Raw genomic sequence first — 14,903 nt, forward strand, 5'->3', positions numbered from 1 at the left:
AATCAGCATGTCTCCACTGAAATCTTACTACGGGTTTGCCAGCCAGGCAGAATTTGAAGCATTCGACGCGGTGCTTACGCGGTTACTGGCTGCGGGGCAAGCAGCGCTGATATCCCAGCAATCAGCGGCTGATTTTTTGTTGCCTTATCAGCCCGATGCCTGCTATGAACTGTCCGGCACAGCTGAGCAGTGGGCACTTGCTACTCCCGACAATGCGTGGCGCGGCTACTTTCTACCAGTCACGGAGGCCATTGTTTATCAACAGCAGTTGCGCCGCCGCGAGAGCAGAATCCGTTCAGCCGGGCTGCTATTGCTGCTTTGTTTGCTTTGTTTTATTGCTTGGCGCTTACTGAGGTAAACGCTGCTAACTGCTTACCTCTTCGCCCGAAACGACCACGTAATCTTAAACACCGCCACCACATCGCCAGCTTCATCCACACCGGTGCTGGTGCATACCACGGTGCGGCCTTCGCCGGTGGCGCGGCTCTCGGCCACGGCCAGGGCGATAGCTGCGCCATCGGGGCAGGTGAAGGCGATGAAGCCGGTGGCTTTCTTGCTGAACTCGGCCGTGAGGCCCACCACCAGCATTGATACCGGCCGCGCCCCCTGCACCTGCATCATGGCCTGCATACCCGATGCCAGCTCAGCTGCCATTGCCAGGCAGGCAAAGTAGATGCTGCGAAATGGGTTTTGGGTCAGGTACTTATAGCGTATCGTCACGGTAGCGGCCTCGGGCGTGAGCGCGCGCAGGCGCAGGCCCGCCAGCCAGGCCATCGGCAGCTTGCGCAGCATAAAAAGCCGTAGCTTAGCCGGGCTCAGCACCTGGCGGCGAAAGGCAGCGGCTTGGGGCGAGTCGGCGGCGGCGAGGGGGGTAGGGAGCATAGTAGCAGCGCCCACCGCAACGAACCCGGCCGGCACCGGGCGAAGCTAGGGCTTTTTGCGGCTTCGGGCCGGGGCCGGTTTCACCACCAGCTCGTTGTAGCCATAGGTAGCATCTTTTTCCCGCTCAAAGCGCAACGCTGGCAGCGCGCCCAGCACCAGCTCCGCCGTTGTGTACACCCGGCAGCCATCGAGCAGGTGGCCGCCCAGCGTGCGCCCGGTGCTATCGGCCACGGCCAGGTGCAGGTGCCCGCCGCCACTGGCCGAGAGCGTGCCAACCAGCGACACTATTTCAAAATGCCCGTGGTAATGGGTAGCGGCTTCCTGGTTGGCCAGGCGCAGGCTCACGTCGGTGAGGCTGCCTACGCAGGTCAGCACCGCGCCTGCCTCCAGGTGGTGCGCCGCCACAAAGGCCAGCACCTGCTGGCGCAGGTCATCGCCGGGCCGCAGGCGCAGCGCGTAGGCTTGCACGCTGGAGGAGGGGGTAGGAGGCATAGCCGGAGGCGCTGCCTGCCCCAGCGCCGGGCCGGCCAGGCAGCTGAAGAATAGAAAAAGAAGAGGGCGCATCACCCCACAAAGCTATTTGCTGAAGCGCACTGTACCGTAGCGCACCTTGATATTGACGTTGCCCGCCCCCGGCGCCGGCATGCGGCTGCCATACACGCCCATTACATCGGCAATGCCGTCCGCTTTGCCACCCGTTGACAGCACGCGTACCTGGTTTTTATCCACCAGCAGCTGGCCCTGCTCGGTGCTCACATCGAAGCGAAAGCTGGGGGTAGCCTCCGCAAAACCCAGCCGAATGGTGCTGTAGCCGCCATCCAGCGTTACCTGCCGGAAGTTGGCGCCCATGTCGCGCACCTCAAAATCGGGGCAGTAGCGCACGGCCATATCCAGGCCCTCGCTCAGCTTATCGACGCTGAAATGCGAGTAGCCCGACGAGCCCCGCAGCGTCCGCACGCTGCCCAGCGCCACATCGCCGTACTTGCTATGCACCGTCAGGTCGCGCACCGTACCCATATCCACATCCGAATAATTAGTAAGCAGCTCAATCTGTTCGCCCGCATCGAGGCGCAGCTTGGCGTAGTCGGCCTGCAGCGTAGCTTGCTGAGCGTAGGGCAGGGTAGCGTCGCCGTTGGCAATGTGCACCACGTTGCCCGTGCCGTTGAGGCGCGCCGTGCGCAAGGTACCGTAGTTCACATCGAGCTGCGCCGGGCCCTGCCAGTCGCCGGCCACCGTCACATCAGCAAACTTAGTTTTGATGTGCAGGGCCGTAGTGCTCGGCAGCCACACAGTATAGCTAATTTCGTAGCGGCAGCCCGCGCCGCTGCATTTGCCCTTCAACTCTGGCCCAAACTGCGAGCAGACGGCCGCGCCGCCGGTGCGGGCGTCATAGTCAAGCCACTGCACGCTTAGGGCATCCAGCAGCTGAGTAGCTGCCACCGGAGTTTCGGCGCGGGCTATCAGTTCCGCCTCTACCTTGATTTCCGGCTTGTCCCAGGCGCTCACCCGCACCCGCCCGTAGCGGGTATCGAGCGAGAAAGACTGACCCACCTTCGTCACTTTAATGCTGCGGCTAAAGTGACGTCGCTGCTCAATGGGGGGGGTAGCCTCCTGCTGGTCCGGTACCTGCGCCACCGGCACTTCCTGCGCACTGCCTACCACCGGCGCCACGTAGTTGGTCTGCGTGCGCTCGGTAGCCTGGTCGGCGCTCGCCTGGGCCTGCGCCGCGTGGCCTAGCAGCGTAAAGCTCAGGCCGGCCAGCAATAGCTGGTAAACCCTAACGCCCATGGCGGCGCACTACTACGTTATCAGCCACCATCCGGCTATCAGCCAGCACATACTCGCTGGAATTGCCCGCCGCAAGCGCGGCCTGGTCGTCGCCGTGCAGCTCCAACTGCCGGTCCAAAATATCGAGCCTGATTTGCAGGTTGCGGTTCATAGCCGTCAGCACCACTTCTGGCTGCGGGTGCTGCGGCAGCTCGCGCTTAAGCTGCTGATAGCTCGAATCGAGCCCTACCAACTCGTGCGCCCACTCGGCCGTGGCCGATGGCGCCAGCTGGCCCAGCTGCGATTTGCGGTCGTTCAGCTGCGCAATGTAGTAGCGTTCCATTCCATGCACCGCCGTGTCGAGGCGCGCATCCACGTCGGCTCCCTCACCGTGGCTGGCCGTCAATAAGCTAGTCGTAGGCCCTACGTAGAGGCCGGCATCCGCAGCAGAACTAGCAGCTACTACCGGCGCATGATTAGCCTTCCAGCTCTCCCCTACCCCTGCCGCAATCACCAACGCCGCCAGCGCGGCAGCCAGGCCGTAGTGCTGCCAGCGCTTAGTGGCCTGCACGTGTATCGCAGGCTGGGCTGCGGGGCGGTCGGCCGGTACGTGGTTATCCTTTGCTATGCCCATTACGGGGCGCTCCTCACTCGGAGTTTCGCCGTGCAGCTGCTTTTCCAGCGTGGTCCAAAGTTCTGGGCGCGGCTCGTGCAAGTCGAAGTCGGCCCGATGCCGCTCCGCGTATTTTTCTAGTGAATAAGGATTGATAGGTTCCATAATGAATAAGCACCCCGTTGCTGCCCAGGTTACTATTACGCCACGAGCTAATACGGTTGCCCGGCGGTAGAAGCCGGCAGGAAAGGGTGGGAAAGGATGAAAAAAGGGCAAATAATGGGCCAAGTGGCCAGAAGCATAGCGGTTTTAGCTTAATCCGCGCTCAGCGGCCAGTTCCCGCAAGCGCTGCCGGGCCCGGCTATATTGCGACTTAGAGGTCGATTCTGTAATGCCCAGAATACCTGCGATTTCCAAGTGGTCATAGCCCTCCAGCAAATACAGTGACAACACTACCCGGTAGCCATCCGGCAGTTCCTGAATGCAACGCCGCAGCACATCGGCGCGGTATTGCTGCTCTTCGGCATCCTCTTTCGCGTGCGGTGAAACGCTTTCAGCCGGCGAGCTATCGTGGTGAAAGTCTTCGAGTGGCACCAGCTGCAAGCGTCGCTGCCGCAGGCAATTGATGCTTTTGTTCACCACTATCCGCTTGAGCCAGGCCCCAAACGACGAGTCCCCCTTGTAGCCGCTTAGCTCTCTAAACGCACTCAGGAAAGACTCCTGCAGCACATCCTCCGCCTCAGCATAGTCACCCGTGATACGGAGCGCGGCATTAAACATTGCCTTTGAGTAACGCCGGTACAACTCAGCTTGCGCTTGCCGGTCGTTTACCCGGCACCGCTCTACCAGCGGTGCATTAATATCAATATACGCAACGGCTTCCATAGACAAACTAAGCTTGGGGTAGGCACAAAGGTTGGCAGCTTTTCGTACTATACGCAACAGACAAGCCCTTACGCGGCTAGGTTGCACAGAGCCCACAAAACGACACTAGCTTACGTAAATATATTCTATTGGCAGTCTATTACTCACCCGGCACCACGTAGCTGGCGGCAAGAGATTTGGCCCTACCCCCCTATTCAGAGCATACGTCAGTAAAGACACAAAAAAAGGACCTGCTTTTCGGCAGGTCCTTCTCAATTCTTTTTCGGAGATTACTCAGCCGTGGCTTCCTCGCGGGTTTCGCCGTTGGTGAGCGTATCGGTAGCCGTGTCAGCGGGGGCCGACTGGGTAGTAGTAGCAGCCGGAGCATCAGCCTGTACTTCGGCAGCCGAAGTACCGGTTTCGTTGCCCGCAGCTTCGTTCTTGCCACCACGACGACGCGAACGACGGGTAGTAGTCGACTTGGCTTCGGAAGCATTCTTTGCTTCAAGCATAGTGTCGTTGAAATCCACCAGCTCGATGATGCACATATCAGCATTGTCACCGGCACGGGTAGCGCTCAGCTTTAAAATGCGAGTATAGCCACCCGGACGGGTAGCAATGCGGCCGGCGATTTCACCATACAGCTCCTTCAGGCTCTCTTTGTTTTGCAGAGTAGCAAACACGGTCCGGCGCGAGTGCGTCGTATCGTCTTTGGCCTTAGTCAGCAGCGGCTCCACAAACTGGCGCAGGGCTTTCGCCTTGGCTACCGTAGTGGTAATGCGCTTCGAGATAATCAACGACGAAGCCATGTTCGACAGCATCGCGTTGCGGTGGGAGGCGGTACGGCCTAGGTGGTTGATTTTTTTACCGTGTCTCATTGGACAAGTTGGTTAAATGCTACGCTTGCGGACCAGGACCACGGCGGACCCAAAAGCCTCATTAGAACCCTAGCCCCGAGGGCGTAGCGGGTGAAATAAAAAAGTTTCTGGCCCCTACCCCCTCTCAACTGAGTGAAGGGCAGTGGCCAGAAACCAATAATTAATCTTCGTCTAAGCGATATTTGCTCAGGTCCATGCCGAAATGCAGACCTTTTTCTTCTACTAGATTTTCCAGTTCAGTCAAGCTCTTCTTACCGAAGTTGCGGAACTTCATCATGTCGGCCATGTCAAGCTGTACCAGCTCACCCAAGGTCTTAATGTCGGCCGCCTTCAGGCAATTGTAAGCCCGTACCGAAAGGTCCATCTCGCCGAGCGAGGTTTTCAGCACCTTACGCATAGCAAGGGTTTCCTCGTCAATAGGCTCAGCAGCCACCGGGCGGTTGCCACTCAGCTGCATCGTGCTATCCGAGAAAAGCATGAAATGTTGAATCAGGATATTAGCCGCACCTTTCAGTGCTTCCTCCGGATGGATAGAACCGTCCGTCTGGATTTCAATTACGAGGCGCTCGTAGTCAGTTTTCTGCTCTACACGCGTGTTCTCGATGCTATATTTCACGTTCTTAATAGGCGTGTAAATAGCATCAATCGCAATCTGACCAAAAACCTGGTCGGTCGGCTTATTCTCATCCGCCGGCACGTAACCACGGCCACGCGCAATCGTCAACTCAAACTCCAGTTCCTTGGCCGAGTCAAGATTGCAGATAACCAGCTTGGGATTCAAAATCTGGAAGCCAACGGCAAATTTGCCGATATCGCCAGCCGTGAAGGTATCCTGCCCGCTAATGCGCACCGTAATCTTGTCCTCAATAGCGTCGCTGATTTTCTTGAAGCGCACCTGCTTGAGGTTCAGAATGATTTCGGACATATCCTCAATCACTCCCTCAATCGTCGAAAACTCGTGCAGCACCGAAGTCGTGCGCACCGACGTAATGGCGAAACCCTCCAGCGACGAGAGCAGAATGCGCCGTAGCGCGTTCCCAATCGTAACGCCGTAGCCCTTCTCCAGTGGCTTGAATTCAAACGTCCCGGTGAAGTCGTCGGATTTCTCCATCACCACCTTCTCCGGCATCTGAAAAGCTAAGATTGACATATGTGGGGCAATTAGTTATGTATGAAGAAAGCAAGCCGAAGCTTGCCTTTAAATTGGTAGCCAGCCAAAACTCTTAAAGAGTATTTTTAGTGCCTTTCAACGTCTTTCTCAAGGCGTTGGCTTCAGCAACGGCTTAGCACAAATGCGGCCCGAACCAAAGTCGAGCCGCATTTGATGCCATTATTACTTCGAATACAGTTCGACGATGAGCTGCTCCGTAATTTTCTCCGGAATCAGGTCACGCGATGGCATGTTGGTGAACTTACCAACCATGTCCTTGCCATCCCACTCCAGCCACGAGAACTGACGCGAGTTGCGCACAGTTAGGCTGGTAGTGATAGCTTCGAGTGACTTCGACTTCTCACGCACTCCAACCAAATCGCCGGGACGCAGCTTGTAAGAAGGGATGTTCACCACTTCACCGTTTACAGTGATGTGCTTGTGCGACACCAACTGGCGGGCAGCGCGGCGAGTAGTAGCAATACCGAGACGGTACACTACGTTATCGAGGCGCGACTCCAACAGGCCCAGCAGGTTTTCACCCGTGATGCCTGGCAGTACAGCGGCTTTGTGAAACAGGTTCTCAAAGTATTTCTCCAGTACACCGTACAGGTACTTTACTTTCTGCTTCTCCATCAGCTGAACAGCGTATTCCGACTGTTTCTTACGACGGCCACGGCCGTGCTGGCCGGGGGGATAGTTCTTTTTGTTGAGCGCTTTGCTCGGCCCGAAAATCGGCTCCGAAAAGCGGCGGGCGATTTTGGCGGTAGGGCCAGTATAACGTGCCATGGGATGTTGCTAACAGAATTGGAAAATCAAACGCGACGGCGCTTAGGAGGGCGGCAGCCGTTGTGCGGCAGCGGCGTCACATCGCGAATGGTCGTCACTTCAATGCCCACGTTACCCAGTGCGCGAATAGCCGACTCACGGCCCGCACCTGGACCTTTCACGAATATCTCTGCTTTGCGCATACCCAAATCATGGGCTACCTTACCGCAGTCAGTAGCTGCCATTTGCGCAGCATAAGGTGTATTTTTCTTCGAACCCCGGAAACCCATTTTACCAGCCGAAGCCCAAGAAATAACCTGGCCGTTGGAGTTGGTAACCGAGATGATGATATTGTTGAAGGAAGCACGGATGTGGACTTGGCCCACCTGCTCCACTATGACAAGCCGCTTTTTGGCTTTGTCTTTTCTTTTTTGTGCCATTTGGTTATCGCTAAAAACGCGGCAGGTGTTGATTTTTGATTTAACAGTTATCAATTACTATTTAACAAGCTCTTTAAATTGAGCACTTATTAAATAGTAATTGATAACTGTTAAATCAAAAGTCGATTGCCGCTACAATTTATTTCGTTGCTTTCTTCTTACCGGCTACCGTCTTACGCTTACCCTTACGAGTACGTGAGTTGTTCTTGGTACGCTGACCACGAACTGGTAGGCCTTTACGGTGACGCAGGCCACGGTAGCAGCCAATGTCCATCAGGCGCTTGATGTTAAGCTGCACTTCCGAGCGAAGCGCACCCTCGGTCTTGTGCTCAGAAGCGATGATGCTACGCACCTCGCCAGCTTCAGCTTCGGTCCAATCCTTTACCTTTTTGTTGACATCAATGCCAGCTTTGGTAAGAATTTTAACCGAGTTACTCCGGCCAATGCCGAAAATGTAAGTCAGGGCGATTTCGCCGCGCTTGTTGTCCGGGATGTCTACCCCTGCGATACGAGCCATAGTGGTTGTGAGATGTTTGCGGACCAGAAAGCCCGGCAGCGGCTTGGAAGGCGACCGGCTGAACAAATGCTCTAACCAGCCAGTACCCAAGGCTCCGGGATTCTGAAAATTGATTTAGCCCTGACGCTGCTTGAAGCGGGGGTTCTTCTTGTTGATAACGTAGAGCTTGCCGTTGCGACGGATGATTTTGCAATCAACGCTACGTTTCTTCACCGAGGTTTTTACTTTCATGACCTTGAAAAGAACGAAAAAATTTACTTGTAACGATACTTGATGCGACCCTTTGACAAGTCGTAGGGCGACATTTCGAGTTTAACCTTGTCGCCGGGCAGAATCTTGATGTAGTGCATCCGCATCTTACCCGAGATATGGGCAATCAACTGATGCCCGTTTTCCAATTCCACGCGGAACATGGCGTTGGACAGGGCTTCGAGGATGGTACCGTCCTGCTCGATGGAGGCTTGTTTTGCCATAAGGGCTACTGCAATGCTTTTTCTATGTATGAAAACGAGGTCAGAATTTCTGCCTTGTCTTTCCTAACAACAACTGTGTGCTCAAAGTGCGCAGCTGGCTTTTTATCGCGAGTTCGAATGGTCCAGCCATCCTTTTCCTGTACCACGTCTTTCTTGCCAAGGGTTACCATTGGCTCGATGGCGAGCGTCATACCGGTTTGCAAGAGTGGCCCCGAGCCCCGCTTACCATAGTTTGGCACTTCGGGTTTCTCATGTAGCTTGGCTCCTACCCCATGCCCTACCAATTCACGCACCACACCGTAGCCTTTCGGTGCTACATGGTTCTGAATGGCAAAGCTGATGTCACCAACGCGATTACCGCTTATAGCCTGCTCAATACCTTTATACAGTGAAGCTTCAGTTTCCTTTAGCAACTGCCGTACTTCAGGCGATACCTCCCCGATTGGGTAAGTGTAAGCGCTGTCTGCGTGATAGCCATTAAGGAAAACTCCACAGTCTACAGATAAAATGTCTCCGCCTTTTAACGGTTCATCGGTGGCAAAGCCATGAACCACCACTGAATTTGGACTCAAGCACAGACTATAAGGGAAGTTGTTGTATCCTTTAAAAGAGGGGGTAGCGCCGTTATCTCGAATGAATTCTTCAGCACGACGGTCAAGCTGCCGTGTTGTAGCTCCTTCACGCACCAGCGCGGCAACTTCACCGTGGGCACGCGCTAATAGTTGCCCAGCAGCGCGCATTAACTCAATTTCTTCTTCAGTTTTAAACTGAATGACACCAGTTGCCATAGATAACTTACGAGGCTAACGCTATCGGCTCAGTAGCCCGACCACGTAGTTTACCCGATTTCATCATGCCGTCGTAATGACGCATCAGTAAGTAGCTTTCTATCTGGTTAAGTGTATCTAATACCACACCCACCATGATAATAAGCGACGTCCCTCCATAAAACAACGACAATGGCCGAGTTACTCCCAATAACAAAGCTAGAGTTGGGAATATAGCAATCAGCGCCAAGGCAACTGCACCCGGTAGGGTAACACGAGTTAGAATATCATCAATAAATTCTGAGGTATCACGACCTGGCTTTACACCAGGCACAAAACCACCACTACGTTTTAAGTCATCCGCAATCTGGTTAGGATTAACACTAATAGCAGTGTAGAAATAAGTGAAGATTACAATCAACAAAGCAAACACGGTATTATAGACCCAATGCTCTGGTGAGAAATAAGCAGCAATGGTAGCTGCTAAATCACTATTCTTATCCCAAGCCGAAGCAGCAATACTTGGCACAAACATCAATGACTGTGCAAAAATGATAGGCATTACACCAGCAGCATTGACTTTCAATGGAATAAATTGCCGTTGAGCATCCAATTGCGTAGTGCCTCCTACCTGCTTGGCATACTGCACCGGAATACGACGCACCGCCTGTGTGAGCACGATAACCGCCATTACCACTAGAAAGAGAACAACCAATTCCAGCAGGAAAATCAATGACTTGTTAATACCCTTCGCTGCTGCTTCGCCAATAAGGGCACCAGGCAGACGCGAAACAATACCAATCATTATAATCATCGAGATACCGTTTCCTATACCTTTATCAGTAATTTTTTCACCTAGCCACATGCAAAACAGCGTTCCTGCTGTAATAATGAGCATAGTCGAAATGGTAAAGAAGGTACCTGGAGTAACAATGGCTTCCGCATTGATAGTAGCCAAGAAACCAACAGACTGTGCCATCACAATTGGAATTGTGAGAACGCGGGTATATTGGTTAATTTTTTTACGACCTGACTCGCCTTCCTTCTGAAGCTTTTGAAAGTATGGTACAGCAATGGTGAGTAGCTGCAATACAATAGAAGCTGAGATATAGGGCATGATGCCCAATGCGAAAATAGACGCGTGACTAAATGCCCCTCCAAGTAACGTATCTAAAATACCGAATACGCCACCGCTACCTGCTTTTAGACGGGTAGGGTCAACACCAGGAAGTACCACATAGCAACCTAGGCGGTAGATAGCAATGAAAAATAGCGTATTGAGGATTCGCGTACGCAAATCCTCAATCGCAAAAATATTTTTTATCGTGTTGATAAACTTATTCATTGCTACAGGCTAACAATATAAGTTATAGCGTAACTGCTTTACCACCGGCTTTTTCAATAGCCTCAATGGCTGACTTTGAAAAAGCGTGGGCGTGTACTTCCAATGCCGTAGTTATTTCACCACGACCCAGAATCTTGATTTTAGCGCTTTTTGACACTAGACCAGCTTGCACAAAGTAGCTCAGGTCCATTGCAGTAACAGTGCCTTTTTCGAGCAGACCTTGAATTACATCCAAGTTGATGCCCTTATACTCGACACGGTTAATGTTCGTGAAGCCAAACTTAGGTACACGACGCTGTAATGGCATCTGACCACCTTCGAAGCCTGATTTGCGCGAATAGCCTGAGCGCGATTTGGCACCCTTGTGGCCACGGGTAGCAGTACCACCACCACCTGAGCCTTCACCACGGCCAAGACGCTTGTTATTGCGCGTTGCGCCAGCGGCAGGTTTGAGATTAGAAAGATTCATGACTGAGATAAACGCTTACAGTTCGGTTACTTCCAGCAAGTGCTTCACCGAAGCTACCATGCCCAAAATGCTGGGATTAGCTTCGTGAGTAGCAATGCTGTTCATCTTATTCAGGCCGAGGGCCTTTACGGTGCGCTTCTGACGCTCGGGGCGGTCAATGGCACTGCGCACGAGCTTTACTTGAATCTGTGGCATGGTCAAATTAACCGTTAAAAACGCGAGCGAGAGAAATACCGCGAGCCTGAGCAATTTGCATCGGGTCACGCATTTTAGCAAGAGCGGCAAAGGTAGCCTTTACTACGTTGTGCGGGTTCGAAGAACCTTTCGACTTAGCTAGTACATCTTTGATACCGGCTGATTCGAACACGGCACGCATAGCACCGCCAGCGATTACGCCCGTACCAGCTGCAGCAGGCTGTACCAATACAAAACCTCCACCGTAGCGACCTTCCATCACATGGGGAACCGTATGCTTGTAGAGGGGTACTTTCACCACGTTCTTACGAGCGTCGTCAATACCCTTAGCAATAGCATCGGTTACTTCGTTGGCTTTGCCCAAGCCGTAGCCCACGTTACCCTTGCCATCACCTACCACTACGATAGCTGAGAAGCTGAAGCGCCGACCACCTTTCACCACTTTGGCTACGCGGTTGATAGCTACTACTTTTTCCTTAAAATCCGAGTCACCCTGTACTGAGCTATCGTTGCCGCGGCCACCGCGGTCGTTGCCGCGACGGTCGTTACCACCCCGGTTGTTGCCACCGCGGTCGTTTCCACCAGGAGCGCCACCACGGTTGTTGTTGTTGTACTCTGCCATGATGCTTAGAAATTGAGGCCGCCTTCGCGGGCTCCTTCAGCTAGTGATTTAATACGGCCGTGATAGAGGTAGCCCGAGCGGTCGAATACCACTTTCGTGATACCGGCCTCTTGTGCTTTAGCGGCGATTTCGCGGCCAACAGCAGCAGCCAAAGCCACACCATTGCCACCCTCGGCCGTTACCTTTTTCGACGAAGCAGCAGCCAGCGTGCGGCCAGCCGTGTCGTCAATAATCTGGGCGTAAATGCCCGTGTTGGAGCGGAACACCGACAGGCGCGGGCGCTCCGACGTACCGGACACTTTCGTGCGGATGATGCGCTGAATGCGCTTCCGGCGAGATGCTTTATCGAAAGCCATGATACTAGATTACTTTTTAGCGGCAGTCTTGCCGGCTTTACGACGAACAATCTCACCCACAAAGCGCACACCTTTGCCTTTGTAGGGCTCTACTTTCCGTAACGAGCGGATTTTGGCGGCTACCTGACCGATAAGTTGCTTATCAATGCTAGTCAGGGTTACAATGGGGTTTTTACCTTTTTCGGTAACGGCAGTAGCCGATACCTCGGGAGGCATGGCCAAGTACACGTTGTGCGAGTAGCCAAGCGACAACTCCAACGACTTACCTGATAGGATGGCTTTGTAGCCTACACCTACCAACTCAAGTTTATGCTCATAGCCAGTATTGACACCAACAATCATGTTATTGATTAGCGAGCGATACAGGCCATGCATGGCTTTGTGGCGTTTCTGCTCAGTAGGGCGTGTCACCACTACGTTGCCGTCTTCCATAGCTACCGCGATATCGCGGTCTACAGCTTGAGTCAAGGTCCCTTTCGGGCCTTTCACCGTTACGGTGTTCTCGTTGTCAACCGATACCTGCACGCCGGCGGGCAGTGCAATCGGCAGTTTACCAATGCGGGACATATAGATGCTAGGGCTTATCGGTTAGTACACGTAGCACAGCACCTCGCCGCCCACGTTCTCATTTTTAGCCTCCTTTTCGGTCATTACCCCTTTCGAGGTTGACAGGATAGCTACACCCAAGCCACTCAGTACGCGAGGCAGGTTATCAGCGGCACGGTACTGACGCAGACCGGGTGTGCTAATGCGCTGCAGGCTAGTGATAGCCGGCGCTTTGGTAGTAGGGTTATACTTCAAGGCGATTTTAATTACGCCTTGGGCCGAAGCGTCATCAAAACGGTAGCTCTGAATGTAGCCCTTATGGTAGAGCACCTTCGTAATTTCCTTTTTGATGTTGCTGGCCGGGATTTCCACTACCCGGTGGTTCGCCTTAATAGCGTTGCGCAACCGGGTAAGGTAATCGGCAATCGGGTCAGTATTCATTTAGTTTAAGTAGGCCCTAGTTTTGGGACCGCAAAGATAAGAAAATTTCGACGCACTAGCTACTGCCGTACAACGAAATTTCGGTTAAGACTACTGAACTCGGCTGTCGGGGCGCGGTCCATGGTTTCTTTCGGCAACCTGCCAAATGAGTGGGCGAACCCACAGTATGCTTAAGCTTTTTCGGGGTGCAAAGGTAGCAGTAAATCTGGCACTTATGCAAGTAGGTAATCAATTTTTATTCTCTACCCCCTTATTTAAACCAAAAAAATTCCCAAGTCAAGGTTAGAAAACCTTAACTTGGGAATCATTTCTAGCAGCTTAACAAACTACCAGCTCGACTTAGTCACGCCAGGAATCTTGCCTGCCAACGCCATTTCGCGGAAGCGAACACGGCTGATACCAAACTTGCGCATGTAACCGCGAGGGCGGCCGTCAATCATGTCGCGGTTGTGCAGGCGCACGGGCGACGCGTTGCGGGGTAACTTGTCGAGACCAGCATAGTCACCGGCATCTTTTAGAGCCTTACGCTTCTCGGCGTAGCGGGCTACCAGGGCAATTCGCTTGCGAGCCCGGGCTTTGATGGATTCTTTAGCCATTATTCAGCTTCCTTTTTAGCGTTGGCGAAGGGCATACCGAAAGCACGAAGCAGTTCGTAGCTCTGCTCATCATTTTCGGCAGTCGTTACAAAGGTGATGTCCATACCAGAGATGCCTTTGATTTTATCAATCGAAATCTCGGGGAAGATAATCTGCTCCTTTACACCGAGGGTATAATTACCCCGACCGTCGAAGCCCTTGTCGTTAATGCCTTTGAAATCCCGCACGCGGGGTAGGGCTACCGTCAAGAGACGGTCCAGGAATTCGTACATCCGCTCGCCGCGCAACGTAACGCGCGCACCGATGGGCATACCTTCCCGGAGTTTGAAGTTCGAAACCGAACGCTTAGCAATAGTTGGAACAGCCTTTTGACCAGTGATGGTTGTCAACTCTTCTACGCCATTGTCAACCAATTTCTTGTCAGCAACAGCGGCACCGATGCCTCGGTTGATGCAGATTTTGGTGATGCGCGGTACCTGCATGATGCTCTTAAACTGGAATTTCTCCTGGAGCGCGGGTACTACTTCTTTCTGATATTTATCTTTAAGTCGAGCCATTATCGTAACGAATTAAGCGTTGGCCGAATCAACCTTCTTCACGTTTGACACGTGCATGGGGCTCTCGATTTTAGTGATGCCACCCTGGGGGTTCTTCGCACTCGGCTTGTTGTGCTTCGTTACCAGATTGAGGCCTTCAACGATGACGCGCTGCGTAGAGCGGTTCACCGATTTTATAGTGCCGGTTTTGCCGCGCTCGTCGCCGGCAATAACCTTCACGAGGTCGCCGGATTTTACGTGCAGTTGCACGGCCGGGGCTTTTGCTTTGGTTGCCATTGATTTAAATTACTTCGGGGGCCAGCGATACTATTTTCATGAACTGCTTCTCGCGCAACTCGCGGGCCACTGGCCCGAAGATGCGCGTGCCGCGAGGCTCGTCGTTGTTGTTGAGCAGTACAGCCGCGTTGTCGTCGAAGCGGATGTAAGAACCATCTTTACGACGGATTTCTTTCTTCACGCGCACGATAACAGCCTTGCTAACAGTACCTTTCTTGGCATTGCCCGAGGGAATAGCCGACTTGATAGCTACCACGATTTTATCACCAACCGTAGCATACTTCTTGCCCGTGCCACCCAGTACGCGGATGCAGAGCACTTCCTTGGCACCGCTATTGTCGGCTACCGTGAGGCGGGATTCTTGCTGTATCATCGTTCAGG

At 53.4% G+C, this 14,903-nt stretch carries 25 protein-coding genes; 1 reads left to right on the top strand and 24 read right to left on the bottom strand.

The window, feature by feature from the left end; genetic code table 11:
• Window positions 1–7: 7 nt before the first annotated feature.
• Window positions 8–358: a hypothetical protein gene (locus tag E4631_RS12090; protein WP_133656925.1), complete on the top strand. Its 351-nt coding sequence runs from the start codon at window positions 8–10 to the stop codon at window positions 356–358.
• Window positions 359–372: 14 nt separating this feature from the next.
• Here E4631_RS12090 and E4631_RS12095 read toward each other — a convergent pair whose 3' ends face one another.
• From E4631_RS12095 to rplN, 24 genes are all read right to left on the bottom strand, one after another.
• Entirely contained in the window at window positions 373–918 is a 546-nt protein-coding gene (locus tag E4631_RS12095; protein WP_240734849.1) for a PaaI family thioesterase, read from the bottom strand.
• Window positions 919–927: 9 nt separating this feature from the next.
• Window positions 928–1,446, bottom strand: a complete 519-nt coding sequence (locus E4631_RS12100) for a PPC domain-containing DNA-binding protein (RefSeq protein ID WP_133656924.1) — start codon at window positions 1,444–1,446, stop codon at window positions 928–930.
• Window positions 1,447–1,458: 12 nt separating this feature from the next.
• Window positions 1,459–2,670 carry a hypothetical protein gene (locus tag E4631_RS12105; RefSeq protein ID WP_133656923.1) on the bottom strand — a complete coding sequence of 404 codons (1,212 nt, stop codon included), beginning with the start codon at window positions 2,668–2,670 and terminating at the stop codon, window positions 1,459–1,461.
• Window positions 2,660–3,427, bottom strand: a complete 768-nt coding sequence (locus E4631_RS12110; protein WP_133656922.1) for a hypothetical protein — start codon at window positions 3,425–3,427, stop codon at window positions 2,660–2,662. The genes E4631_RS12105 and E4631_RS12110 overlap by 11 nt, the downstream gene beginning before the upstream one ends.
• Before the next feature lie 144 nt (window positions 3,428–3,571).
• The gene (locus E4631_RS12115) at window positions 3,572–4,147 is read right to left on the bottom strand and encodes an RNA polymerase sigma factor (protein WP_133656921.1); all 576 of its coding nucleotides are present in this window, start codon (window positions 4,145–4,147) and stop codon (window positions 3,572–3,574) included.
• Window positions 4,148–4,416: 269 nt separating this feature from the next.
• Window positions 4,417–5,004, bottom strand: a complete 588-nt coding sequence (rplQ, locus tag E4631_RS12120) for a 50S ribosomal protein L17 (RefSeq protein ID WP_133656920.1) — start codon at window positions 5,002–5,004, stop codon at window positions 4,417–4,419.
• 160 nt (window positions 5,005–5,164) lie between these two features.
• The gene (locus E4631_RS12125; RefSeq protein WP_133656919.1) at window positions 5,165–6,154 is read right to left on the bottom strand and encodes a DNA-directed RNA polymerase subunit alpha; all 990 of its coding nucleotides are present in this window, start codon (window positions 6,152–6,154) and stop codon (window positions 5,165–5,167) included.
• Between the two features lie 183 nt (window positions 6,155–6,337).
• Window positions 6,338–6,943: a 30S ribosomal protein S4 gene (gene rpsD / locus E4631_RS12130; protein WP_133656918.1), complete on the bottom strand. Its 606-nt coding sequence runs from the start codon at window positions 6,941–6,943 to the stop codon at window positions 6,338–6,340.
• 26 nt (window positions 6,944–6,969) lie between these two features.
• Complete coding sequence (gene rpsK / locus E4631_RS12135; RefSeq protein ID WP_133656975.1) at window positions 6,970–7,362, bottom strand: 30S ribosomal protein S11; 393 nt, start codon at window positions 7,360–7,362, stop codon at window positions 6,970–6,972.
• A gap of 139 nt (window positions 7,363–7,501) precedes the next feature.
• The gene (gene rpsM / locus E4631_RS12140) at window positions 7,502–7,879 is read right to left on the bottom strand and encodes a 30S ribosomal protein S13 (protein WP_068343677.1); all 378 of its coding nucleotides are present in this window, start codon (window positions 7,877–7,879) and stop codon (window positions 7,502–7,504) included.
• A gap of 114 nt (window positions 7,880–7,993) precedes the next feature.
• A complete protein-coding gene (rpmJ, locus tag E4631_RS12145; protein WP_068340511.1) occupies window positions 7,994–8,110 on the bottom strand; it encodes a 50S ribosomal protein L36 in 117 nt (38 codons plus the stop codon).
• A 23-nt stretch (window positions 8,111–8,133) separates the two neighbouring features.
• Window positions 8,134–8,352, bottom strand: a complete 219-nt coding sequence (gene infA / locus E4631_RS12150; protein ID WP_035567874.1) for a translation initiation factor IF-1 — start codon at window positions 8,350–8,352, stop codon at window positions 8,134–8,136.
• A 5-nt stretch (window positions 8,353–8,357) separates the two neighbouring features.
• Window positions 8,358–9,140, bottom strand: coding sequence for a type I methionyl aminopeptidase (map, locus tag E4631_RS12155; protein WP_133656917.1), 783 nt, complete (start codon window positions 9,138–9,140; stop codon window positions 8,358–8,360).
• A 7-nt stretch (window positions 9,141–9,147) separates the two neighbouring features.
• Window positions 9,148–10,464 (bottom strand): preprotein translocase subunit SecY, encoded by a 1,317-nt coding sequence (gene secY, locus E4631_RS12160; protein ID WP_133656916.1) that lies wholly within the window; start codon window positions 10,462–10,464, stop codon window positions 9,148–9,150.
• 22 nt (window positions 10,465–10,486) lie between these two features.
• Window positions 10,487–10,933 carry a 50S ribosomal protein L15 gene (rplO, locus tag E4631_RS12165; protein WP_133656915.1) on the bottom strand — a complete coding sequence of 149 codons (447 nt, stop codon included), beginning with the start codon at window positions 10,931–10,933 and terminating at the stop codon, window positions 10,487–10,489.
• A gap of 15 nt (window positions 10,934–10,948) precedes the next feature.
• The gene (gene rpmD, locus E4631_RS12170) at window positions 10,949–11,128 is read right to left on the bottom strand and encodes a 50S ribosomal protein L30 (protein ID WP_133656914.1); all 180 of its coding nucleotides are present in this window, start codon (window positions 11,126–11,128) and stop codon (window positions 10,949–10,951) included.
• A 7-nt stretch (window positions 11,129–11,135) separates the two neighbouring features.
• The gene (gene rpsE / locus E4631_RS12175; protein WP_133656913.1) at window positions 11,136–11,750 is read right to left on the bottom strand and encodes a 30S ribosomal protein S5; all 615 of its coding nucleotides are present in this window, start codon (window positions 11,748–11,750) and stop codon (window positions 11,136–11,138) included.
• A 5-nt stretch (window positions 11,751–11,755) separates the two neighbouring features.
• Window positions 11,756–12,106 carry a 50S ribosomal protein L18 gene (gene rplR / locus E4631_RS12180; RefSeq protein ID WP_133656912.1) on the bottom strand — a complete coding sequence of 117 codons (351 nt, stop codon included), beginning with the start codon at window positions 12,104–12,106 and terminating at the stop codon, window positions 11,756–11,758.
• A 9-nt stretch (window positions 12,107–12,115) separates the two neighbouring features.
• Complete coding sequence (rplF, locus tag E4631_RS12185; protein WP_133656911.1) at window positions 12,116–12,673, bottom strand: 50S ribosomal protein L6; 558 nt, start codon at window positions 12,671–12,673, stop codon at window positions 12,116–12,118.
• Between the two features lie 21 nt (window positions 12,674–12,694).
• Window positions 12,695–13,093, bottom strand: coding sequence for a 30S ribosomal protein S8 (gene rpsH, locus E4631_RS12190; RefSeq protein WP_133656910.1), 399 nt, complete (start codon window positions 13,091–13,093; stop codon window positions 12,695–12,697).
• A 326-nt stretch (window positions 13,094–13,419) separates the two neighbouring features.
• Window positions 13,420–13,689, bottom strand: coding sequence for a 30S ribosomal protein S14 (gene rpsN, locus E4631_RS12195; RefSeq protein ID WP_133656909.1), 270 nt, complete (start codon window positions 13,687–13,689; stop codon window positions 13,420–13,422).
• On the bottom strand, window positions 13,689–14,246 hold the full coding sequence (rplE, locus tag E4631_RS12200; RefSeq protein ID WP_133656908.1) for a 50S ribosomal protein L5: 558 nt from the start codon (window positions 14,244–14,246) through the stop codon (window positions 13,689–13,691). The genes rpsN and rplE overlap by 1 nt, the downstream gene beginning before the upstream one ends.
• Before the next feature lie 12 nt (window positions 14,247–14,258).
• Complete coding sequence (gene rplX, locus E4631_RS12205; protein WP_133656907.1) at window positions 14,259–14,522, bottom strand: 50S ribosomal protein L24; 264 nt, start codon at window positions 14,520–14,522, stop codon at window positions 14,259–14,261.
• 4 nt (window positions 14,523–14,526) lie between these two features.
• Window positions 14,527–14,895 (bottom strand): 50S ribosomal protein L14, encoded by a 369-nt coding sequence (rplN, locus tag E4631_RS12210; RefSeq protein WP_068340463.1) that lies wholly within the window; start codon window positions 14,893–14,895, stop codon window positions 14,527–14,529.
• Between the last annotated feature and the right edge of the window lie 8 nt (window positions 14,896–14,903).

Origin of the sequence: Hymenobacter sp. UV11 (assembly GCF_004684095.1) — a bacterium.
In the GTDB taxonomy this organism is placed as follows: domain Bacteria; phylum Bacteroidota; class Bacteroidia; order Cytophagales; family Hymenobacteraceae; genus Hymenobacter.